This is a genomic window from Rhizomicrobium sp. (assembly GCA_037200045.1).
GTDB lineage: Bacteria > Pseudomonadota > Alphaproteobacteria > Micropepsales > Micropepsaceae > Rhizomicrobium.
Genome location: JBBCHM010000001.1, coordinates 2,812,371 through 2,831,945 on the forward strand (window position 1 = coordinate 2,812,371; position 19,575 = coordinate 2,831,945).

At 66.2% G+C, this 19,575-nt stretch carries 23 protein-coding genes and 1 other RNA gene; 10 read left to right on the plus strand and 14 right to left on the minus strand.

All coding sequences use genetic code 11. The features are described 5' to 3' along the window. Positions 1-31: 31 nt before the first annotated feature. Positions 32-2,425, minus strand: a complete 2,394-nt coding sequence (locus WDM86_13795; protein MEI9991105.1) for a heavy metal translocating P-type ATPase — start codon at positions 2,423-2,425, stop codon at positions 32-34. Then, the gene (locus WDM86_13800) at positions 2,322-2,600 is read right to left on the minus strand and encodes a metal-sensitive transcriptional regulator (protein ID MEI9991106.1); all 279 of its coding nucleotides are present in this window, start codon (positions 2,598-2,600) and stop codon (positions 2,322-2,324) included. The genes WDM86_13795 and WDM86_13800 overlap by 104 nt, the downstream gene beginning before the upstream one ends. 73 nt (positions 2,601-2,673) lie before the next feature. Here WDM86_13800 and WDM86_13805 point away from each other — a divergent pair, with 73 nt between their 5' ends. The 4 genes from WDM86_13805 to WDM86_13820 all read left to right on the plus strand — a co-directional run bounded on the left by WDM86_13805 (position 2,674) and on the right by WDM86_13820 (position 6,619). After that, the gene (locus WDM86_13805; protein MEI9991107.1) at positions 2,674-3,942 is read left to right on the plus strand and encodes a hypothetical protein; all 1,269 of its coding nucleotides are present in this window, start codon (positions 2,674-2,676) and stop codon (positions 3,940-3,942) included. Between the two features lie 9 nt (positions 3,943-3,951). Beyond that, on the plus strand, positions 3,952-5,118 hold the full coding sequence (locus tag WDM86_13810) for an acyltransferase (protein MEI9991108.1): 1,167 nt from the start codon (positions 3,952-3,954) through the stop codon (positions 5,116-5,118). A gap of 82 nt (positions 5,119-5,200) precedes the next feature. Then, complete coding sequence (mdh, locus tag WDM86_13815; GenBank protein MEI9991109.1) at positions 5,201-6,163, plus strand: malate dehydrogenase; 963 nt, start codon at positions 5,201-5,203, stop codon at positions 6,161-6,163. A gap of 27 nt (positions 6,164-6,190) precedes the next feature. After that, positions 6,191-6,619 (plus strand): DUF2141 domain-containing protein, encoded by a 429-nt coding sequence (locus tag WDM86_13820; protein ID MEI9991110.1) that lies wholly within the window; start codon positions 6,191-6,193, stop codon positions 6,617-6,619. Between the two features lie 181 nt (positions 6,620-6,800). Here the strand turns inward: WDM86_13820 and WDM86_13825 are convergent, their stop codons facing one another. Beyond that, positions 6,801-7,067, minus strand: coding sequence for a hypothetical protein (locus WDM86_13825; GenBank protein MEI9991111.1), 267 nt, complete (start codon positions 7,065-7,067; stop codon positions 6,801-6,803). 174 nt (positions 7,068-7,241) lie between these two features. Between WDM86_13825 and WDM86_13830 the strand changes: the two genes are divergently transcribed. The 3 genes from WDM86_13830 to WDM86_13840 all read left to right on the plus strand — a co-directional run bounded on the left by WDM86_13830 (position 7,242) and on the right by WDM86_13840 (position 10,376). Beyond that, positions 7,242-7,781, plus strand: coding sequence for a GNAT family N-acetyltransferase (locus WDM86_13830; GenBank protein ID MEI9991112.1), 540 nt, complete (start codon positions 7,242-7,244; stop codon positions 7,779-7,781). Between the two features lie 31 nt (positions 7,782-7,812). Then, the gene (locus WDM86_13835) at positions 7,813-9,054 is read left to right on the plus strand and encodes an MFS transporter (protein MEI9991113.1); all 1,242 of its coding nucleotides are present in this window, start codon (positions 7,813-7,815) and stop codon (positions 9,052-9,054) included. Positions 9,055-9,158: 104 nt separating this feature from the next. After that, complete coding sequence (locus WDM86_13840) at positions 9,159-10,376, plus strand: MFS transporter (protein ID MEI9991114.1); 1,218 nt, start codon at positions 9,159-9,161, stop codon at positions 10,374-10,376. On the opposite strand, the gene WDM86_13845 is transcribed toward WDM86_13840, so the two are convergent. From WDM86_13845 to WDM86_13860, 4 genes are all read right to left on the minus strand, one after another. After that, entirely contained in the window at positions 10,373-11,371 is a 999-nt protein-coding gene (locus tag WDM86_13845; GenBank protein MEI9991115.1) for a hypothetical protein, read from the minus strand. The genes WDM86_13840 and WDM86_13845 overlap by 4 nt on opposite strands. Positions 11,372-11,426: 55 nt before the next feature. Further along, positions 11,427-12,236 carry an inositol monophosphatase family protein gene (locus WDM86_13850; GenBank protein ID MEI9991116.1) on the minus strand — a complete coding sequence of 270 codons (810 nt, stop codon included), beginning with the start codon at positions 12,234-12,236 and terminating at the stop codon, positions 11,427-11,429. Continuing rightward, positions 12,236-12,802, minus strand: a complete 567-nt coding sequence (efp, locus tag WDM86_13855; GenBank protein MEI9991117.1) for an elongation factor P — start codon at positions 12,800-12,802, stop codon at positions 12,236-12,238. The genes WDM86_13850 and efp overlap by 1 nt, the downstream gene beginning before the upstream one ends. 101 nt (positions 12,803-12,903) lie before the next feature. Then, the gene (locus tag WDM86_13860) at positions 12,904-13,650 is read right to left on the minus strand and encodes a YebC/PmpR family DNA-binding transcriptional regulator (protein ID MEI9991118.1); all 747 of its coding nucleotides are present in this window, start codon (positions 13,648-13,650) and stop codon (positions 12,904-12,906) included. A 405-nt stretch (positions 13,651-14,055) separates the two neighbouring features. Between WDM86_13860 and WDM86_13865 the strand changes: the two genes are divergently transcribed. Together WDM86_13865 and WDM86_13870 are read left to right on the plus strand one after the other, a co-directional pair. Beyond that, positions 14,056-14,595, plus strand: coding sequence for a peroxiredoxin (locus WDM86_13865; GenBank protein MEI9991119.1), 540 nt, complete (start codon positions 14,056-14,058; stop codon positions 14,593-14,595). A 114-nt stretch (positions 14,596-14,709) separates the two neighbouring features. Further along, the gene (locus WDM86_13870) at positions 14,710-15,261 is read left to right on the plus strand and encodes a carboxymuconolactone decarboxylase family protein (GenBank protein ID MEI9991120.1); all 552 of its coding nucleotides are present in this window, start codon (positions 14,710-14,712) and stop codon (positions 15,259-15,261) included. 148 nt (positions 15,262-15,409) lie between these two features. Here WDM86_13870 and WDM86_13875 read toward each other — a convergent pair whose 3' ends face one another. Beyond that, positions 15,410-16,441 carry an aldo/keto reductase gene (locus WDM86_13875; protein ID MEI9991121.1) on the minus strand — a complete coding sequence of 344 codons (1,032 nt, stop codon included), beginning with the start codon at positions 16,439-16,441 and terminating at the stop codon, positions 15,410-15,412. A 30-nt stretch (positions 16,442-16,471) separates the two neighbouring features. Between WDM86_13875 and WDM86_13880 the strand changes: the two genes are divergently transcribed. After that, positions 16,472-16,759 (plus strand): hypothetical protein, encoded by a 288-nt coding sequence (locus tag WDM86_13880; GenBank protein ID MEI9991122.1) that lies wholly within the window; start codon positions 16,472-16,474, stop codon positions 16,757-16,759. A gap of 43 nt (positions 16,760-16,802) precedes the next feature. On the opposite strand, the gene WDM86_13885 is transcribed toward WDM86_13880, so the two are convergent. From WDM86_13885 to WDM86_13910, 6 genes are all read right to left on the minus strand, one after another. Then, a complete protein-coding gene (locus WDM86_13885) occupies positions 16,803-17,102 on the minus strand; it encodes a nucleotidyltransferase domain-containing protein (GenBank protein ID MEI9991123.1) in 300 nt (99 codons plus the stop codon). Positions 17,103-17,135: 33 nt separating this feature from the next. Further along, entirely contained in the window at positions 17,136-17,948 is an 813-nt protein-coding gene (locus WDM86_13890; protein MEI9991124.1) for a TIGR00282 family metallophosphoesterase, read from the minus strand. 48 nt (positions 17,949-17,996) lie between these two features. Further along, a complete protein-coding gene (locus tag WDM86_13895) occupies positions 17,997-18,545 on the minus strand; it encodes a 5-formyltetrahydrofolate cyclo-ligase (GenBank protein ID MEI9991125.1) in 549 nt (182 codons plus the stop codon). A 64-nt stretch (positions 18,546-18,609) separates the two neighbouring features. Beyond that, a non-coding RNA gene (gene ssrS / locus WDM86_13900) (6S RNA) lies at positions 18,610-18,767 on the minus strand. Between the two features lie 66 nt (positions 18,768-18,833). Beyond that, on the minus strand, positions 18,834-19,193 hold the full coding sequence (gene zapA / locus WDM86_13905) for a cell division protein ZapA (protein MEI9991126.1): 360 nt from the start codon (positions 19,191-19,193) through the stop codon (positions 18,834-18,836). Positions 19,194-19,204: 11 nt separating this feature from the next. Then, entirely contained in the window at positions 19,205-19,468 is a 264-nt protein-coding gene (locus WDM86_13910) for a DUF4164 family protein (GenBank protein ID MEI9991127.1), read from the minus strand. Positions 19,469-19,575: the final 107 nt, after the last annotated feature.

The following is a 19,575-nucleotide window of genomic DNA, read 5'->3' on the forward strand; positions in this document are numbered from 1 at the left end:
GCGAAAGCACAGGCCGGCTTTTTCTTGTGCCTCAGAGCTTCACCCGCCGCAGGCGCAGCGCATTGGCGATCACCGATACCGAGCTCAGACTCATCGCCGCCGCGGCGATGATCGGGCTGAGTAGCACGCCATAGGACGGGTAGAGCACCCCCGCCGCCACCGGCACGCCGATGATGTTGTAGACGAAGGCAAGCACCAGGTTCTGCCTTATGTTGCCGAGCGTCGCCCGGCTGAGCCGGCGTGCCCGCGCCAGCCCGGCGAGATCGCCCTTCACCAAAGTCATCCCGGCGCTCTGCATCGCAACGTCGGTTCCCGTGCCCATCGCGACGCCGATATCGGCCGCCGCCAGCGCCGGCGCGTCGTTGACGCCGTCGCCGGCCATGGCGACGACATGGCCCTCGCCGCGCAGCCGCCGCACGATTTCGCTCTTCTTCTCCGGCAAGACCCCGGCCTCGACATCGGCGATGCCGAGCTTGCTCGCCACCGCCATCGCGGTCGTGCGGTTGTCGCCGGTCACCATCACGACGCGGATGTTCTCGCCGCGCAGCGCGGCCAGGGCCGCCGGGGTCGACGCCTTCACCGGATCGGCGATGGCAAGCAGTCCCGCGACGCGCCCGGCATCGGCAACGAACATCGCCGTCGCGCCGTCGCGGCGGAAGTCTTCCGCCTTCGCTGCAAGCGCCGCGCAATCGATGCCGCGCTCGGCGAGGAATTCGGCGGTCCCGACGAGGGCCTCCGTGCCGCCAAGCGATCCGGAAACGCCCTTGCCGGTGACGGCGCGGAAATTTTCCACGGCGCCGGGCGCGATGCCGCGCGCCGCGGCGCCGGCGAGGATCGCCGCCGCCAATGGATGCTCGCTCGGCTTTTCGAGCGCGGCGGCGATCGCAAGCACCTTCGGTTCGTCGAAGCCGTCCGCCGCCACGAGGCCGACCAGCCGGGAATGGCCCTCGGTGAGCGTGCCCGTCTTGTCGACGACGAGGACGTCGACGCGCTCGAAGCGCTCCAGCGCCTCGGCATTGCGGATCAGCACGCCGGCGGCGGCGCCCTTGCCGACGCCCACCATGATCGACATCGGCGTCGCGAGGCCGAGCGCGCAGGGACAGGCGATGATCAGGACGGAAACCGCCGCCACCAGCGCATGCGCGAAGGCCGGCTGCGGTCCGAAGACCAGCCATGCGACGAAGGCCACCGCCGCGACGGCGAGCACCGCCGGCACGAAGATCGCGGAAACCTGGTCCGCCAGGCGCTGGATCGGCGCGCGGCTGCGCTGCGCCTCCGACACCATGGCGACGATACGGGCCAGCACGGTGCCGGCGCCGACCTTGTCGGCGCGCATGACCAGCGTGCCGGTGCCGTTGACGGTGCCGCCGATCAGTTTGGCGCCGGCCTGCTTCTCGACCGGCACGGACTCGCCGGTCACCATGGATTCGTCGACCGCGCTCGCACCCTCGAGGACGGCGCCGTCCACCGGCACGGCCTCGCCCGGCCGCACGCGCAACCGGTCGCCTTCGTGCACATCGGCGAGCGGCACGTCCTCTTCGCCCGTCGCGGTCAGGCGCCGCGCATGGGTCGGCGCGAGCTTCAGGAGCGCGCGGATGGCGCCGCCGGTCTGCGCCCGGGCCCGCAATTCAAGCACCTGGCCGAGCAGCACCAACACGGTGATGACGGCCGCCGCCTCGAAATAGACCGGCACGATACCGTCCATCTTCACCGCGTCGGGAAAGAGGCCCGGCGCCAGCAGACCCACCAGGCTGTAACCATAGGCCGCGGCGACGCCGAGCGCGATCAGCGTGAACATGTTGAGCGAGCGGTTGACCAGCGAGGCCCAGCCGCGCACGAAGAACGGCGAGCCCGCCCACAGCACCACGGGCGTGCTCAGCGCGAACTGGATCCACAGAGAGGCCTGCGGCGTCACGAACCGGCCGAGATCGACGAGATGCTCTCCCATCGCCAGCGCGAATACCGGCGCGGTGAGCACGCCGCCGATCCAGAACCGGCGCCACATGTCGTCGAGTTCGGGACTGGACGTCTCGGTTGCCGAGACTTTGACCGGCTCCAGCGCCATGCCGCAGATGGGGCAAAAGCCCGGACCGATCTGGCGGATCTGCGGATGCATCGGGCAGGTATAGATCGCGCCCTTGTCCGCGGCGGGCGTTTCCGCGGCGCTTTCCTTTGCAACGTATTTTTCCGGATCGGCCATGAACTTCTCATGGCAGCCCGCGCTGCAGAACACGTATTCGTGACCATGATATTCCGCCCGGTGCTTGGCCGTTTGCGGGTCCACGCTCATCCCACAGACGGGATCGCGCGCCGTGATCTGGTTATCGGGCATATTTGCTGAACAGCTCCACGAGTTCGTTGAATTTCTGCGTCTGGTCTTTCGTGTCGCCGCTATGGATCGCATGCGCGACGCAATGGGCCGCATGCTCCTTCAGGATCTGCTCTTCGACGCGCTTCAGCGCCGATTTGACCGCCTGCATCTGCGTGAGGATGTCGATGCAGTAGCGTTCCTCTTCCACCATGCGCGCGATGCCGCGCACCTGGCCTTCGATCCGGGCGAGGCGGGCCGTCAGCGCGGGATCGTGTTTCGTCGTCGTCATCTTGTATACCCCATGGGGGTATAATAGGGTCTCGCCCCGATCGCCGCAACCCGCCCCACCAGGAGAATTTTCCATGCGCCGTCTCGCCCTCGCCCTAGTGTTTTGCGCCGCAACGCCGGCGGCCGCGCAGGACCATGCGATGGCGGACATGCTCGGAATGGACATGCCGGGCATGGATATGCCGGGAATGGCCATGACGGGCACGCTCGGCAGCTACCCGATGACGCGCGACGCCTCCGGCACGAGCTGGCAGCCCGACGCGGCGACCCACGCCGGCATCCACCTGACGGCGGACGACTGGGCGATCATGCTTCATACGCGTCTCGTCGGCGTCTACGATACGCAGAGCGGTCCGCGCGGCGACGACCAGACCTTCCTTACCGGCATGTTCATGGTCGCGGCGCGGCGCGATTTTGCCGGCGGCGACACGCTGAATCTGCGCGCCATGCTCAGCCCCGATCCGTTCCTGGGGCGCAGCGGCTACCCCTTGCTGCTCGCGACCGGAGAGACGGCGAACGGCACGACGCCGCTGGTGGATCGCCAGCATCCGCACGATCTGTTCATGGAGTTGTCGGCCTCATACAGCCACCGGCTCACCGATGCGGACAGCCTCTTCGTCTATGTCGGCTATCCCGGCGAACCCGCGCTGGGGCCGGCGGCCTTCATGCATCGCGCCTCGAGCGAGGATATTCCGGCGGCGCCGATCGCGCATCATTGGCTCGACTCGACACACATCACGTTCGGCGTGGTGACGGCCGGATATGTCCATGACGACTGGAAGCTGGAAGTCTCCCAGTTCACCGGCCGCGAGCCGGACCAGTTCCGCTTCGATTTCGATCCCGCACGATTCGACAGCACCTCGGCGCGCTTGAGCTGGAACCCGACGGCGAACTGGTCGCTGCAGGCGTCATGGGGCTTCCTCAAGAGCCCCGAGCAACTTGAACCCACAGTCAACGAGACGCGCTATACGGCGAGCGCCACTTATGTCACGCCGCTGGGAGACGATTCCTCCATCGCGGCCACGCTCGCCTTCGGGCGCAAGCAATTGACCGGCGGAGTGGGCGAGAACGGTTTTCTCGCCGAGGCCGAATACAAGCCCGCCGACCTCTGGACGCTTTTTGCCCGCGCCGAATCCATCGACAGCGGCGAATTGTTCGCGAGCCCCGCGATCCGCACGGCGGGCGAAGCCACGCTCGGTGTGATCCGCGACTGGCGCGTGGCGGAACATTTCAAGCTCGGCATTGGCGGCGCCTACAGCTTCGATTTCGTGCCCTCCGGCGTTCCGAGCTATGGCAGCTCGCCGCATGGCGCCATGGTGTTCCTCCGCGTCCTTGCGGAATAGCTTGGCGGGATGTCGGGGGCTGCTCATGTAACGGCGCGGTTCCGCGCGCTGGATGGCTGGCGCGGGATCTGCGCCCTGCTGGTCGCGGCCCATCACATCGAGGCACGAGGCTTTCTCTATTGGCAGCCGCTCATCCGCAACGCCTGGCTGTTCGTCGACTTCTTCTTCGTGCTCTCCGGCTTCGTGATCGCGCACGCCTATGGTGACGGGCTGACGACCGCGCCGCAGATCAAGAGCTTCGCCATCCGCCGTTTCGGCCGGTTATGGCCGCTGCATGCGGCGATGCTGGCCGCGCTGATCCTGCTGGAGCTGAGTCATCTCGTCATCGCCCACTGGCATCCGCTCGCCGGCGAGCGCGCGGCCTTCACCGCCGACCGCTCGCCTTACACGATCCTGACCAATCTGTTCCTGATCCAGTCGCTCGGCCTGCACCCCTACGAGACCTGGAACGGCCCGGCCTGGTCGATCAGCACGGAGTTCTACGCCTATCTCGTCTTCGCGCTGGTTTGTTTCGCCGCGCGCGGCCGGGCGGCGCGGCTGTCGCTATCGCTGCTGCTCGCGGCGGGCGGCACCGCCGTGCTGGCGTGCTTCTCGCGCTATGGCATGCGCGAGACTTTCGATTGGGGCTTCTTCCGCTGCCTCTACGGGTTCTTCATGGGCGTCCTGACCTACGAAGCATGGCGGCGCGGATTGGGAAGGCCGCTGAAGGGTACGACCGTCGAAGTCGCGGCGCTCGTCCTCGTCATGGCCTTCCTGACCTTCGTACCGGGCAGCCGGGCCGGCGAGTATCTGGCGACGCCGCTTTTCGCGCTCGCCGTCCTGGTCTTCGCGGGCGAGGCCGGGTACGTCTCGCGCGCGCTGGCGACGCGGCCGGCCGCGGCACTCGGCCGCTGGTCCTATTCCATCTACATGGTCCACACGCCGGTGCTCGCGGTTCTGTTCTCCGCCGTCGGCATGGGGGAGATCGCCTTTCATCGGATTTGGCTGGTCCACACGCCGGACGGCAACGCGATCCTGGCCCCAGGATGGGGTGACGATCCCGCGCTGCTCGCCGTCCTTGCGGTCGTCGTCGCGCTGGCGGCCGTCACCTGGCGCTACATCGAGCGTCCCGGCCAGCGCCTGTTCAACCGCCTGGCCGCGCCGAAGACCGCTGAAATAGCCGCACAAATTCCGTGAACGGGTGCCGGCCGCGGCTTCCTTGCCGCCGGGCCCGGCCCACGCTACTTAGCCCTCCGGCAAATCCCGGAAAGGACATTTCATGGCCCGCAAGAAGATCGCGCTCATCGGTGGCGGACAAATCGGCGGCACGCTCGCCCATCTCGTGGCCTTGAAGGAACTCGGCGACATCGTGCTGTTCGACGTGGTGGAAGGTCTGCCGCAGGGCAAGTCGCTCGACCTCGCCCAGGCCGGCCCGGTCGAAGGCTTCGACGCGAAGCTGAAGGGCACCAACGCCTATTCCGACATCAAGGACGCCGATGTCGTGATCGTGACGGCCGGCGTGCCGCGCAAGCCCGGCATGAGCCGCGACGACCTGCTCGGGATCAACCTCAAGGTCATGTCCGCGGTGGGCGAGGGCATCAAGGCCAACGCGCCGAACGCCTTCGTGGTCTGCATCACCAATCCGCTCGACGCCATGGTGTGGGCGCTGCGCCAGTTCTCCGGCCTGCCGCACGAGAAGGTCGTCGGCATGGCCGGCGTGCTCGACAGCGCGCGCTTCCGTCACTTCCTCGCCGAAGAGATGAGCGTCAGCGTCGAGGATGTCTCGGCCTTCGTGCTTGGCGGTCATGGCGACACCATGGTGCCGATGCCGCGCTTCTCGACCGTGGCCGGCATTTCGCTGCCGGAACTCGTCAAGATGGGCTGGATCAAGCAGGAGCGGCTCGACGCCATCACGCAGCGCACGCGCGATGGCGGCGCGGAGATCGTGGGCCTCTTGAAGACCGGTTCCGCCTTTTACGCGCCCGCGACTTCTGCCATCGCCATGGCGGAGAGTTACCTTAAGGACAAAAAGCGCGTGCTGCCCTGCGCCTGCTATGTCAACGGTGCTTACGGCATCAAGGACCTTTATGTCGGTGTGCCGGCGGTGATCGGCGAGAAGGGCATCGAGCGCATCGTGGAACTCGAGCTCACGGCGTCCGAGAAGGAACAGCTCGCCAAATCCGCCGACTCGGTGAAGGGCCTGATCGACGCCTGCAAGAAGCTGGATCCCAGGCTGGCATAGGCGAGCGGGGCGGATAAGGACGGACAGGTGCTTCGACTCTTCCTCGCGGGCGTATTCGCGCTCGCGGCCGTCCCCGCACCTGCCGCCGAGCCGCTCGCGACGCTGACCATCAAAGTCGAGAAGGTGAGCCCGCGCGGCGGCGACGTCCGCGTCGCGCTGTACACGCGGGAGAATTATTCGGGCCAGGATGCGGATGCGACGATCGACGCCGTGGTTCCCGCCAAGCCGGGCGAGACGATCGTCGTGCTGAAGCCCGTGAAGCCCGGCATCTATGCCGTCAAGCTGTTCCAGGATTTCAACCGCAACGGCGAGTTCGACATGAACTGGATCGGGTTGCCGCTCGAGAAATACGGCTTCTCCAACGACGCGTCGCCCACACTCAGCGAGCCGCCCTTCGAGGCGACCAAGTTCGAATTGCGGCCGGGCGCCAACACCATCACCATCCACCTGCGATAGCGCGCCGGCGGAAAAGAAGGGGGCCGCCATGCCTGAAGCAATGCCTCGGCAGGCGGCCCAGAATCACAGAATCACGCGTGACGATGCGAAGATCGCATCGTGCCCCGCGGCTTTCCATCCGCACTAACACGACTGGACACGGCGGTCCGATCCGCGAACGCGTGATTCGCGGCCTTACGCGTCAGAAGCGGATCCAGATGCCGGGCGCCCACACCCACACGCCGTTGCGCCAATTCCAGGCGCCGGCGCGCCAGTGATAATGGCCGTGCGGCATGGGCGGACGGTGCTCAAGCCGGTTGGCCGGCCGGCGATTGTGGTCATGAAAGGCATCGGGATGGCCCGACATCATGCCGCCGCCATGCGGCGCGGCTTCGGCGGGTGTCAGCGCCAGCGGCGCGGCGAGCGACAGCGCGAAAGCCGCCGCCAATAATTTCTTTCCAATCGTCATTGTCGTCTCCATCGGTTGCGGGCGGTGCCCATCCAGAGAAATCGTATCTGTCCCCCGCCTTGCGCAAGCGTGAACTGCTCGACAGGAGGTACAGTTTCCGTGATCTTTGTCGCTGACTGTCGCGCAATCCGATGTTGCCGCCGAAAATGCGAACACCGTGAATGGAGGATGAACATGATTCCGCGCCTCGAGACCGAGCGGCTCACCTTGCGCGAATGGCGGGCGGACGACTTCGATACGCTCGCGCAATTTTATGCCGACGCGGATGTCATGAAATTCCTCGGCGGCGTGATGGAACGCACCGACGCCTGGCGCGCGCTCGCCGGCTCGATGGGCCACTGGAACATGCGCGGCTACGGCACCTGGGCGGTGGAGCGCAAATCCGACCGCGCCCTGGTCGGCCGTGTCGGGCTCATCAATCCCGAAGGCTGGCCATCGCTGGAGCTCGGCTGGACGCTCGGCCGTCCCTATTGGGGCCAGGGCTATGCCAGCGAGGCGGCCATCACTGCGCTCGATTACGCGTTCCTGACCCAGCCGGTCGATCGCATGATCTCCTGCATCGATCCTGAGAACAAAGGGTCGCAAGCGGTCGCGGAGCGCATCGGCGAGACGAAGGGCGAACGGCGCACGCTGCGCACCGGCGGCAAGGATTTCGAAGTCGACATTTGGAGCATCGCGCGCGGCGAATGGCTGCGGCGGCGCGGCGGCGCTTGACCCACACGCCCAATCGCGCTCCATGGCCGCCATGACGGACGTCCCGCCTACGGTCTATCGCGACCGCGATTTCTATGTGTTCGCCGTCGTCCGCTTCATCGTGACGATCGCCTTCCAGATACAGTCGGTTGCGATCGGCTGGCAGGTCTACGACATCACCCATTCGACCTTCGCGCTCGGCCTGGTGGGTCTTTGCCAGTTCGGGCCGATGTTCATTCTCACGTTGCCCGCCGGCGATATCGCCGACCGTTTCGACCAGCGCAAGGTGCTGAGCGCGACGCAAGCGATGCAAAGCGTCTGCTCCGGTCTCTTTCTCATCCTCGTCCTGTTCGCGCCGCAGATTCCGTGGCCCTATTACGCGGTGCTGATCCTGTTCGGCGCCACGCGCGGCTTCTACGGACCCGCCTCGCAGTCGCTGCTACCGTTTCTCGTCCCGCCGGAGAAGCTGCCGCGCGCCATCGCGCTCTCGTCCTCCGTCTTCACGACCGCGACCATCGCCGGTCCGGCGCTGGGCGGCTTCCTGTTCGCGCTCGGGCCGATGACGACCTTCTCCGTCAGCCTCGTGCTGATGATCGTGGCCTCGCTCCTGACCGCGTCGCTCGGCGGGCGAAAGCGTCCGCCCCATGTCGATACCGGTGCCTCGGGGATCGAGCGCGTGCGCGAGGGCATCGACTTCGTGCGCCATCGTCCCGTCGTGCTGGGCGCGATTTCGCTCGATCTGTTCGCCGTCCTGCTCGGCGGCGCCACCGCGCTGCTGCCCGCCTATGCGAAAGACATCCTGCATGCCGGACCCATCGGGCTGGGCGTGCTGCGCAGCGGTCCCGCGGTCGGGGCCGCGCTGACGGCGTTCAGCCTGGCGCGCTGGCCGATCCAGCGCCGCACCGGCATGATCATGTTCATTGCGGTCGCGATCTTCGGTGTCGCCACCATCGTCTTCGGCCTGTCGACCAATTTCTTCGTCTCGCTCGTGGCGCTGGCGGTGCTCGGCGCCTCGGATATGATCAGCGTCTTCGTGCGCTCCGCCCTCATCCAATACGCCACACCCGACGCGATGCGCGGCCGCGTCAGCGCCGTGAGCATGCTGTTCATCGGTGCCTCCAACGAGCTTGGCGAGTTTGAATCGGGCATCACGGCGGACTGGTTCGGGACGATCCTGTCCGTGGTGATCGGCGGCATCGGCACCTTGGCGGTCGTCGCCGTGTGGATGGCCCTGTTCCCGCCGCTCCGGAAGATCAATCGCCTCGCCGACGCGGCGAAATCACCGGTATCCTGACGCGGCGCCGGTTGGCGGGCCGCATGGCGACACGTCACGGAACAGGCGCAAGCCCCGAATCTCGTGCAATATGATCCCGGCGGGAACGACCGGGATACGCAGAGATGGCATTGGATGCACTGAAGGGCTGGACCTCGACCCAGAAGCACGTCGTCGCCGCGAGCTATCTCGGCTGGACGCTGGATGCGTTCGATTTCTTCCTCATGGTCTTCGTCATCAAGGATGTGGCGGCCGAGTTCGGCGCCGGCAAGGCGGACATCGCCTGGGCGACGACGCTGACGCTCGCGCTGCGCCCGCTCGGCGCCTTCTTCTTCGGCCGGCTTGCCGATCGCTTCGGGCGGCGCCCCGTGCTGATGGCCGATGTCGCGCTCTATTCGGTGCTCGGCTTCGCGACCGCCTTCTCGCCCAACCTCATCGTCTTCCTCGTCATCCGCGCGCTGTTCGGCATCGCGATGGGCGGCGAGTGGGGCACCGGTGCGTCGCTCACCATGGAGACGGTCAAGCCGGAAGCGCGGGGCCTCGTTTCGGGCCTGCTGCAATCGGGCTATCCGACGGGATACCTACTGGCGAGCATCGTCTATCGCAATTTCTACGATGTGCTGCATTGGCGCGGCATGTTCCTGGTCGGGATCATTCCCGCGCTCCTGATCCTCTACATCCGCCGCCATGTGCCGGAATCGCCCGGCTGGTCGCGCGACCATGCGCGGACCGGAACGGTGCTCAGCGTTCTTGCCAAGCACTGGAAGCTCGCGCTCTACGCCATCGTTCTGATGACCGCGTTCAACTTCTACAGCCACGGCACGCAAGACGCCTATCCGACCTTCCTGCAGGTGCAGCACAAATTCGACACGCATACGACCGGCAATATCGCGATCCTCTACAATATCGGCGCGATCCTCGGCGGCTGGACGTTCGGATTGTGGAGCCAGAGCTTCGGGCGCCGGCGCACGATCATCGTCGCCTCGCTGCTGTCCATTCCGGTTGCCTGGATATGGGCCTATTCCGAGACCGCCGGGATGCTCGCCTTGGGCGCTTTCCTGATGCAGTTCTTCGTGCAGGGCGCCTGGGGCGTGATCCCGGCGCATTTGAACGAATTGTCGCCGGCCGACGCGCGCGGCACGTTCCCTGGCACGGTCTACCAGCTCGGCAATTTCATCGCGTCCTACAATCTGGTGCTGCAGACCCGAATCGCGGACAGCCATGGCGAGAACTATTCGCTCGCGCTGTTCGGCGTGGCGGTGGCCGCGGCCATCGCCATCGCGATCCTGACCGCGTTCGGCCGCGAGGCGCGCGATATCCGGCTCGATGTGAACCCCGCCTAGGCCTGGACGAAGACGTCGACCCGGTCGGCCGGTCCGTTGTCGTCGGCGCCGCCCAGCGCGCGCACGTCGATCTTCTCCGCCGGCACGCCGTCTTCGATCAGCAATTCGCGGATCACCAGGGCGCGCTTGAGCGCAAGCCGGTGCGCGTCCGACGACTTGTCGCCGCGCGGCCCGCCATAGGCGTTGAGCTGAACATGCTGGGCGCCGGAATTGAGCGCCGCGTTGAGCGCCGTCGCGAGCGTGTGCACCGCGTTCACGTCCGGGCCGGCCGGGCTGCTCGCGCCGGGCGCGAAGGGAATCGAGCTTTGTTTGCGCAGGCCGGCGGCCACGCCCGCGGGCGCCGTCGTGTTGGCGGGCGCCGGTGTTGCGCTGGCGGTGCGGCGCGGCGGCGGCCCGTCCACTCGCCTTACCGTGAAGATGGTGTCGGGCTCGGCCGCGGCGGGTTTGGGGGGCGTGCTGGCGGCATGGCGCGGTTTGGCTGGCGCCGGGCCGGCGTCGGCCAAGGGTCCGATCCGCGCCGCACTGTCTTCCGGCACGGCGTCGAAAGCGGAGGAGGGCGGCGACGTCGCCGGTGCCGGGGCGGGTCTTGCGGCCGGCGGCGGCGTCTGCCTTGCCACGCGCTTGGGCGGGGTCGGTGCGGGAACTGGAGCTGGAGCTGGAGCGGCCCCGTTCATGTCCGGCGCGCTGGCGAACTGGTCCGTCGAGGTCGCCAAGCCGGCGTCGCCAGCTACCGCCACCGGCGGCGCGGCGGCCTTGGCGCGCCGCGCGATATGGGGATGCTTTACCGGCATGTGCAGATGGATCGGCCCCGGCCTGTCGCCCGGTTGCCTAAGATTGCCGACCTGGCGGCCGTACTTGCCGCCCGGATAGAGCAGATAGCCATGACCGAGCGCAGCGGGGTTCACCGTCACTTCCTCGCCCGGATACGCCTGGCTCGCCGCCGGCGCCGTATAGAGGAGGACAATCGTCGCGCCGAGCGCGAAAGCGCGTTTCATTCGCCGGTTCAGCCCATTATTCGCGTGCGGACCATAATGGCCCCGGCCCCGCGCCTCAACCTTTGGCCGTGCGGCCCGCGTCCTTGAGGAGTTTGAGGAACAACGGGTGCAGATATTCGTTGGCGGCCAGGATCTGGCCGCCGTTCAGCGAATCGCTCCCGCCATTGAGATCGGTGACCACGCCACCGGCCTCGCGGACCAGCAGGATGCCGGCCGCCACGTCCCAGGCGTTGATGCCGCGCTCCCAATAGCCGTCGAACCGGCCGGCCGCGACATAAGCGAGATCCAGGCTCGCCGCGCCGAAGCGCCGCACGCCAGCCGTCACCGCCATGACCGCCGCCAGCTCGTGCGCGAAGGTTTCGTGCCCGGGACGGCCGAGGAACGGGATGCCGGTCGCCAGGATCACCTCGTTCAATTTCTTGCGCGCGGCGACGCGCAGGCGCTTGTCGTTGAGATAGGCGCCATGGCCCTTCTCGGCGACATACATCTCGTCGGTGACGGGATTGAAGATGACGCCGGACACCAGCGCGCCGTCGCGCTCCAGCCCGATCGAGATCGCGAAATGCGGGATGCCGTGCAGGAAATTCGTCGTGCCGTCGATCGGATCGATGATGAAGCGGTGCGACTTGTCCGGCCCGTCGATAACGCCGGTCTCCTCGGTGAGAAAGCAGTAGCCGGGGCGCGCCTTGGTGAGCTCCTCGATCAGCTTGGTCTCGGTGCGCTTGTCGGCGGTGGAGACGAAATCGGCCGGCCCCTTCATCGACACCTGAAGATTTTCGATCTCGCCATAGTCGCGGATGAGCCCGCGGCCCACCTTCCGCGCAGCGGCGACCATGACGTTCAGGGCGGGGGAAAGATAGGGCATTACTCGGCGCGCCTGACGTAGGAACCGTCTTCGGTGGAGACCACGATCCTGGTGCCGGCGTCGATGAAGGGCGGCACCTGGACCGTCATCCCGTTTTCGAGCTTGGCGCTCTTATAGGACGGCGCGGCGGTGCCGCCCCGCAGCACCGGATCGGCTTCGGTGACCTCAAGGGTGACTTGCGCCGGCAGCTTGATGGAGATCGGCTTGCCCTCATAGAGCTGCAGCATCACCTTCATGCCGTCCACCAGGAACTGGGCCTGGTCGCCGACCCAGTCGGCCTGGAGTTCGATCTGGTCGTAGGTCTCCACGTCCATGAAGGTCAGCATGTCGCCGGCGGCATACAGGAAGTTGAAGTCCTTCTTGTCGAGATAGATCTCGTCCACCGCCTCGTCGGAGCGGAAGCGCTGGTTCAGCTTGGTGCCCTGGATGATGTGCTTCAGTTCGACCTGGTTGTAGGCGCCGCCCTTGCCGGGCTTGACCTTCGCCGTCTTGACCGCGACCCACAGCCCGCCGTCGTATTCGATCAGCGTGCCGGGCGAGATTTCGTTGCCGGTGATCTTGGCCATAGTCGCATGCGGCGCCGGTTTAGGGCGCGTTCCCAGGTTCAAACTGACAAAGAGCGCGCGGGTGATAGCAGGCGAGGAGCCCGATGTCACCCGTCCCGAAATTACGACGAAAGCTTCGCCATCAGCGCGTCGGACAATTCGTAATTGCCGTAAACGTTCTGCACGTCGTCGTGGTCGTCCAGCGTTTCGATCAGCTTGACCAGGCTCTCGCCCGCCTCGTCCTTCACCGCGACCGTGTTCTGAGGGCGCCAGACAAATCCGGCGGAGGAGGGCGCGCCCAGCTTGGCCTCCAGCGCGTCGCGCACGGCGATGAACTGGTCGAGGCTGGTCAGGAATTCGTGTGCCTCGTCGGTGGAGACGACTTCGTCGGCGCCGGTCTCGATGGCGAGTTCGAGCATCGCATCGTCGCTGGCCTTGTCCTTGGGATAGACGATCTGGCCGACATGGTTGAACAGGAAGGCGACCGAGTTGTTCGCCACCATCTCGCCACCGAACTTCGAGAAGGTCGAGCGCACGTCGGCGCTGGTGCGGTTGCGATTGTCGGTCAGCGCCTCGACGATCAGCGCCACGCCGCCGGGGCCGCGGCCCTCGTAGCGGACCTCGTCGTAATTCTCGGCGTCGCCGCCCTGGCCCTTCTTGATCGCGCGTTCGATGTTGTCCTTGGGCATCGACTCCGCCTTGGCGGCGATGATCGCGGTGCGCAGGCGCGGATTGTGGTTGGGGTCGGGCAGGCCCGATTTGGAGGCGACGGTGATCTCGCGGCTGAGCTTGGAGAAGAGCTTGGAGCGCTCCTTATCCTGCTTGCCCTTGCGGAACATGATGTTCTTGAACTGGGAATGACCGGCCATGGCTGTCTCGTGGGTGCGGCGGGTGAGATAGCCGGGGGCGGGCAAAGTATTCAAGGGTTTGTCGCGCAAGATCGTTTCCGGGACGGCCGGCGAAGGCCCCTTCGATGCGATTTTGCCGTTCCAATCGTCCAAAGCTGCGTTAAGCGAATGATTCCCAAGGCAAAAGAGCAAGGACAACCTCCCTTCGGAGGCTGCGCGATGCGGTCCTGGGACGCCTTCTATGCGCACAATCGATCCTTTGAACAAATCAGGAACAAGATATCAGATTTCGTCCGGGACGCAAACAAATCGGCGCGCGGCCGGCGACAGCGGTGGCAGCCTGTCGCAACGGCCGGTCCTTGACTCAGAATGGAATAGTTCTAAGTTTCACTCGCAATACAGCCTCAACCCTTCAGGAGCCCTCCCATGCTGCGTATCGGCGACAAATTCCCCGACTTTGCCCTCACCGGCGTCGTTTCCACCGACCCCAAGACCGCCTTTGCCGACTTCACCCAGGCGAGCGATGCCGGCAAGTGGAAGATCGTGTTCTTCTGGCCGAAGGACTTCACTTTCGTCTGCCCCACCGAGATCGCCGCCTTCGGCAAGCTCAATGGCGAGTTCAACGACCGCGACGCGGTGGTCTATGGCGTGTCGGTCGACAGCGAGTTCGTCCATCTCGCCTGGCGGCAGAACCATGCCGACCTGAAGACGCTGCCCTTCCCGATGCTGGCCGACATCAAGCGCGAGCTGACCGGGGCGCTGGGCATCATCGACCAGAAGGCCGGCGTCGCGCAGCGCGCCACCTTCATCGTCGATCCGGAAGGCGTCATCCGCTTCGTCTACGTCACCGACCTCGATGTCGGGCGCAATCCGCAGGAAGTGCTGCGCGTGCTCGACGCGCTGCAGACCGACGAGCTCTGCCCGTGCAACTGGCAGAAGGGCGATGACGTACTGAAGGCGGCTTGATTAAGGCCCCCTCCGCCCTTCGCCGCCAACGCGGCTACGGGCACCTCCCCCGCCAGCGTGCTTCGCACGCGCGGGGGAGGCGGGCCTTTCATGCTTCGAACAAAGGAAATTGAAATGTCTCTCGAACATCTGAAATCCCGCCTGCCGGACTATGCCAAGGACCTCAAGCTCAACCTGTCGTCGCTGGCGGCGGAGAGCGTGCTGACGGAGCAGCAGAAGGCCGGCGCCTTCATCGTCTCGGCCATTGCGGCGCGCAACGCCGAAACCACCGCGGCGATCCTCGCCGAGTTCGCGCCGAAGCTCTCGCCCGAGGCGCTCGGCGCGGCGCAGGCCGCCGCCGCGATCATGGCGATGAACAACGTCTATTACCGCTTCACGCATCTGGCCTCGGCGCCGGACTACAAGACCATGCCGGCGCGCCTGCGGATGAACGCGATGGCCAAGCCGGGCGTCGAGAAGGCGGACTTCGAGTTGTGGTCGCTGGCGGTGTCGGCGATCAATGGCTGCGGCATGTGCATCGACAGCCATGAGAAGGTCCTGCGCGAGCACGGCGTCAGCGCCGAGCAGGTCCAGGCCGCGGTCCGCATCGCCAGCGTGGTCCACGCGGTGGCCGCGACGCTGGATGGCGTCGATGCCGGCAACGCTGTGCTGGCGCAAGCGGCATAGACCCAGGGGCGGCTGGATCACCCCCTAAACCGTCATCGCCCGCTTCATGCGGGCGATCCATCTTCCTCTCGAAAGAAAATGGATTGCCCGGACGAGCCGGGCAATGACGGTGGAGGGAAAGCAGCTTCGAAAAATACGATGCGGAAACTCACACCCGCGTCGGGAACGGGTTGCGTTCCTTGAACTGCTTCTGGTGCCAATAGGGATAGGGCGGCGTGACCGCGCTCGCCACGTCCAGCACCTTCACCTGCTCGGGCGTCAGGTTCCAGCCGATGGCGCCGAGATTGTCCTTGAGCTGCTGCTCGTTGCGCGCGCCGATCACCACGGTCGACACGGTCGGGCGCTGCAGCAGCCAGTTCAGCGCCACCTGCGGCACGGTCTTGCCGACCTCCTTCGCCACGATGTCCAGCGCGTCGACCACCTTGTAGACATGCTCGTAAGGCACCGGCGGGCCCATTTCGGCGGTCTTGTGCAGGCGGCTGGTGTCCGGCAAGGGCTGGCCGCGGCGGATCCTGCCGGTGAGCCGGCCCCAGCCGAGCGGCGACCACACCACCGCGCCGAGGCCCTGGTCGAGGCCGAGCGGCAGAAGCTCCCACTCATAGTCGCGGCCGATCAGCGAATAGTATGTCTGGTTGGCGACATAGCGCGGCAGGCCGTATTTGTCGGCCACCGCCAGCGCCTTCATCAGGTGCCAGCCGGAGAAATTGGAGACGCCGATATAGCCGATCTTGCCGGCGCGGATCAGCGTGTCGAGCGTCGAGAGCACTTCTTCCGGCGGCGTCTTGGCGTCGTAGCCGTGCAGTTGGAAGAGATCGATATGGTCGGTGCCGAGCCGCTTCAGCGAACCCTCGACGGCGCGCGTCAGGTGAAAGCGCGAGGAGCCGAGATCGTTGGGCCCTTCGCCGGCGCGGAACGTCGCCTTGGTGGAGATCAGGACCTTGTCGCGGCGGCCCTTGATCGCGGCGCCCAGCACGTTCTCGGATTCGCCGGCGGAGTAAATGTCGGCCGAGTCGAACATGGTCAGGCCATGGTCGAGGCAGACATCGACGAGACGGGTGGCCTCGGCATCGTCCAACCCGCCCCAGGCCTTGAAGAGTTCGCCCTTGCCGCCGAACGTGCCGGTGCCGAAGCTGAGAACCGGGACGTTGAAGCCGGAACGCCCCAATTGACGATATTCCATGTGTGGATTCCTCCAAGGATGGCTGTTGCGGTGAGCATCGTGCCGCGCCACGCGTCTTTCAACCGCGATGGCGGCGCGGATAATACCCAAAATTACATCGATGATTGCATTTGGGCGCAAACCGAACGAATCCAGTTAACCGCTCAAGCGATGTTTTCATATATTGCCAGCAATCGCCGCGCGAGGCGTTCGTCGCCAATGTCCCGAGGCAGCAGTTCGCACCACCCGGTGTCATCCGCCGCGAATGCGGCGGACCCAGGTGAAATCCGCACCGTCGGAGGAGATGTCAACTGGGTGGCCCGCATTCGCGGGCCATGACACCTTTTCTGTTTTGAATTTGGCGAACTTCAGGTTCAGGACGTTAAAAGGCATCCACTTTGTCCCGCAGCACCTCGCCGCGCATTCGCTTGAGCGCCTTGTCTTCCACGAGATCGACCCTGCGGCCGAGCAACGCGCCGACATCAAGTCGAAGCCTCACATATTCGAAAATGCCGGACGGTTTGCCGTCTTCCAGTTCGACAAGAATATCTACGTCGCTGTCGCCGCGTGCGTCCCCGCGAGCCATCGAGCCGAATATGGCGGCATGGCGCACGCCACGCGGCCGCAACACTGCCTCGTTGGCGCGAAGGATTTCCAAGATCGTTTCAAGCGATATCGTCATCGATTGAAGCGTAGCACGGTTTGTTGCGGTGCCTTAGCTCACCGGCATCGCCGGCTTCAGCCGGCCGCCGAGCCGCACCGGCTCGATGCGTGTCGCCAGGCCCTTCACATTGGTTTCCGCGAACACGGCGCACAGCGTTGCCGGGCCGGTCGCCGGGGTGAAGCGGCCGGTCGACATCTTGGTCACGAAACGCTGCACCGGCTGGTATTTCTCCATCCCGATCACGCTGTCGTAATCGGCGCAGGCGCCGGCGTCGGTCTGATAGGCGGTGCCGCCGGGAAAGATCTGCGCGTCGGCGGTCGGGATATGGCTGTGGCTGCCGACCACCAGGCTGGCGCGCCCGTCGCAGAACTGGCCCATCGCCATCTTTTCGCTCGTCGCTTCGGCGTGCATGTCGACCACGATGGCGTCCGCCGCTTCGCCGAGCGGGCAGGCCGACAATTCGGCGTCGACGCCGGCGAAGGGATCGTCCAGCGCGTCCATGAACACCCGGCCCATCGCGTTGATCACCAACACGCGCTCGCCCTTGCGGGTCTGGTAGAGATTCGCGCCGCGCCCCGGCGTGCCCTTGGGGTAGTTCAGCGGGCGCAGGACGCGATCCTCGTCGCCGATGAAGGAGAGGATCTCCTTCTGGTCGGCCCAGTGATTGCCGGTGGTGATCACGTCGATGCCGGTCGCGAAGAACTCGCGCGCGATGGCCTGGGTGAGGCCGAAGCCGCCGGCCGCGTTCTCGCCATTGGCGATGACGAGATCGAGGCCGAGCGCCTCGCGAAGCCGGGGCAGTTCCGCGGCGACGACGTCGCGGCCGGGCTTTCCCATGATGTCGCCGATGAACAGGATACGCATGGCCGCTCCTTATCACAAAGGCGGCGCGAAAAGCGAAGGGCGCGGGTTTCAGGCGCGGGGCGGGAAACGTCGCAGTCCGAGCTCGGTGATCACCGCGTCGAGCGGATGGTCGTGGTCCTCGCGCGGCAAAGCGGGCACTTCCTGGCCGGCATAGGCGATACCGATGGCGGCGACGCCTTTCAGCGCGGCCAGCGTTCTATCGTAGAAGCCGCCGCCATAGCCGAGACGGTGACCCGCCGCGTCGAAGGCCAGCAGCGGCACCAGCACGAGAGCGGGAACCGCTTCGGGCGCGCCCGGGAGCGGTTCGGGAATGCCATAGGCGGAGGCGTGCATCGCATCGCCCGTCTTCCAGGCGCGGAAGGTGAGCGGCCGGTCCGGCTCGACCGAGGGCAAAGCGAGGCCATGGCCCTTCGCGGCCAGCGCCGCCATCAGCGCGCGCGGATCGGCCTCGTCGCGGAACGGGAAATAGCCGGCGACGACGGCGCCCGACGCGAGATCGAGATCGCCCGCGAAGCGCGCGATGGCGTCGGCATAGTCGGCGCGCGTCAGCGTCGCGCGATGGCGGCGGGCGGCGGCGCGGAGGGCGGGTTTGGACATCGATCGGAGCTTACCCTCCCTCAAGGGGAGGGTGGGAGTGGCACCGCTCTCGAAATGAAAGTGGACGGAACCGCTATCGCCGTTGGTGTTTGGATCCTCACGGGCCTGCAAGTGCAGGTGGGCGCCATATGACCAAGACCACGATCCTGGCCAGGGACAGCTCCCGGTGAGTACCATTAAGGCCCCTGGGCATCGCTAACCTGACGCGCGGAGCAGTATCCGTCCGTCCCCAATATAGGTCAGCCGACAGGCGAATGAAACGGCGGCGGCGCGAACGGGGTTTCCGCGCTACGCCGCGCCCAGCTTTTCCGAGATCTCTTCCATCCGCTTGCTCGCCGCCTCGAAGGCGCCGGCGGCGGCGGTTTCCGCCTGATCGAGCCGGCCGCTCACATCGTCCTGCGTGCCGCGAAGCCCGGCGAGTTCCTCGTTGCGCAGATGCAGCTGCGCCGTCGCCTCGTGGTGCTCGTCGGCGATCAGCAGCGCCGCCATCAGGAGCAGGCGGGTCTCGCCCACCTGGCCGACGCTGGCGAGCAGTTCCTTCACCTTGGCGTCGACATGGCCCGCCAGGTCGCGCAGATGATCTTCCTCGCCGTCGTCGCAGGCGATGGTGTAGGCGCGGGCATTCACCATGACATTGACCAGAGGCATGGACGTCTCCTTCAGCGGCCGAGCGCGCTGCGGATCTCGCCGATCGCGCCGTCGAGGCGGTCCTCGACTTCCTCGGTGAGGCCGGCCAGGGCGCGGTTCTCTTCTTCCAGCTCGGCGATGCGCGCCAGCAGGCGCTCGCGCTCCTCGCCGAGTTCGGCGACCTTGGCGCGCAGATCGGCGGCGGAGGCCCTGAGCGCCGGAATCTGCGCCGCCTTGGCTTCCAATATGCCGAGCGTCGCTTCGAAGCGCTGCTGCGCGGTTTCGAGCCTCGTCATGCGGGCCTCTTCATCTTCGCGAGTCATCTTGCAGGTCGGGCGGGACCTTAGGCTTGTGCGCCGCGTGCGGCAACGCGCAAAAGGCGCAAGTTCCGGGGCAGCGTTTG

What these genes read in the sequence shown, in the direction of transcription:
- WDM86_13840 (MEI9991114.1), top strand. Translation starts at nt 9,159, where the DNA reads ATGGCATTGGATGCACTGAAGGGCTGGACCTCGACCCAGAAGCACGTC.
- WDM86_13805 (MEI9991107.1), top strand. Translation starts at nt 2,674, where the DNA reads ATGCGCCGTCTCGCCCTCGCCCTAGTGTTTTGCGCCGCAACGCCGGCG.
- WDM86_13885 (MEI9991123.1), bottom strand. Translation starts at nt 17,102, where the DNA reads ATGACGATATCGCTTGAAACGATCTTGGAAATCCTTCGCGCCAACGAG.
- WDM86_13860 (MEI9991118.1), bottom strand. Translation starts at nt 13,650, where the DNA reads ATGGCCGGTCATTCCCAGTTCAAGAACATCATGTTCCGCAAGGGCAAG.
- efp (MEI9991117.1), bottom strand. Translation starts at nt 12,802, where the DNA reads ATGGCCAAGATCACCGGCAACGAAATCTCGCCCGGCACGCTGATCGAA.
- WDM86_13835 (MEI9991113.1), top strand. Translation starts at nt 7,813, where the DNA reads ATGACGGACGTCCCGCCTACGGTCTATCGCGACCGCGATTTCTATGTG.
- WDM86_13800 (MEI9991106.1), bottom strand. Translation starts at nt 2,600, where the DNA reads ATGACGACGACGAAACACGATCCCGCGCTGACGGCCCGCCTCGCCCGG.
- WDM86_13910 (MEI9991127.1), bottom strand. Translation starts at nt 19,468, where the DNA reads ATGACGAGGCTCGAAACCGCGCAGCAGCGCTTCGAAGCGACGCTCGGC.
- WDM86_13850 (MEI9991116.1), bottom strand. Translation starts at nt 12,236, where the DNA reads ATGCCCTATCTTTCCCCCGCCCTGAACGTCATGGTCGCCGCTGCGCGG.
- WDM86_13895 (MEI9991125.1), bottom strand. Translation starts at nt 18,545, where the DNA reads ATGTCCAAACCCGCCCTCCGCGCCGCCGCCCGCCGCCATCGCGCGACG.
- WDM86_13865 (MEI9991119.1), top strand. Translation starts at nt 14,056, where the DNA reads ATGCTGCGTATCGGCGACAAATTCCCCGACTTTGCCCTCACCGGCGTC.
- WDM86_13810 (MEI9991108.1), top strand. Translation starts at nt 3,952, where the DNA reads ATGTCGGGGGCTGCTCATGTAACGGCGCGGTTCCGCGCGCTGGATGGC.
- WDM86_13845 (MEI9991115.1), bottom strand. Translation starts at nt 11,371, where the DNA reads ATGAAACGCGCTTTCGCGCTCGGCGCGACGATTGTCCTCCTCTATACG.
- WDM86_13830 (MEI9991112.1), top strand. Translation starts at nt 7,242, where the DNA reads ATGATTCCGCGCCTCGAGACCGAGCGGCTCACCTTGCGCGAATGGCGG.
- WDM86_13825 (MEI9991111.1), bottom strand. Translation starts at nt 7,067, where the DNA reads ATGACGATTGGAAAGAAATTATTGGCGGCGGCTTTCGCGCTGTCGCTC.
- zapA (MEI9991126.1), bottom strand. Translation starts at nt 19,193, where the DNA reads ATGCCTCTGGTCAATGTCATGGTGAATGCCCGCGCCTACACCATCGCC.
- WDM86_13875 (MEI9991121.1), bottom strand. Translation starts at nt 16,441, where the DNA reads ATGGAATATCGTCAATTGGGGCGTTCCGGCTTCAACGTCCCGGTTCTC.
- mdh (MEI9991109.1), top strand. Translation starts at nt 5,201, where the DNA reads ATGGCCCGCAAGAAGATCGCGCTCATCGGTGGCGGACAAATCGGCGGC.
- WDM86_13890 (MEI9991124.1), bottom strand. Translation starts at nt 17,948, where the DNA reads ATGCGTATCCTGTTCATCGGCGACATCATGGGAAAGCCCGGCCGCGAC.
- WDM86_13870 (MEI9991120.1), top strand. Translation starts at nt 14,710, where the DNA reads ATGTCTCTCGAACATCTGAAATCCCGCCTGCCGGACTATGCCAAGGAC.
- WDM86_13795 (MEI9991105.1), bottom strand. Translation starts at nt 2,425, where the DNA reads ATGCGGCCCATTGCGTCGCGCATGCGATCCATAGCGGCGACACGAAAG.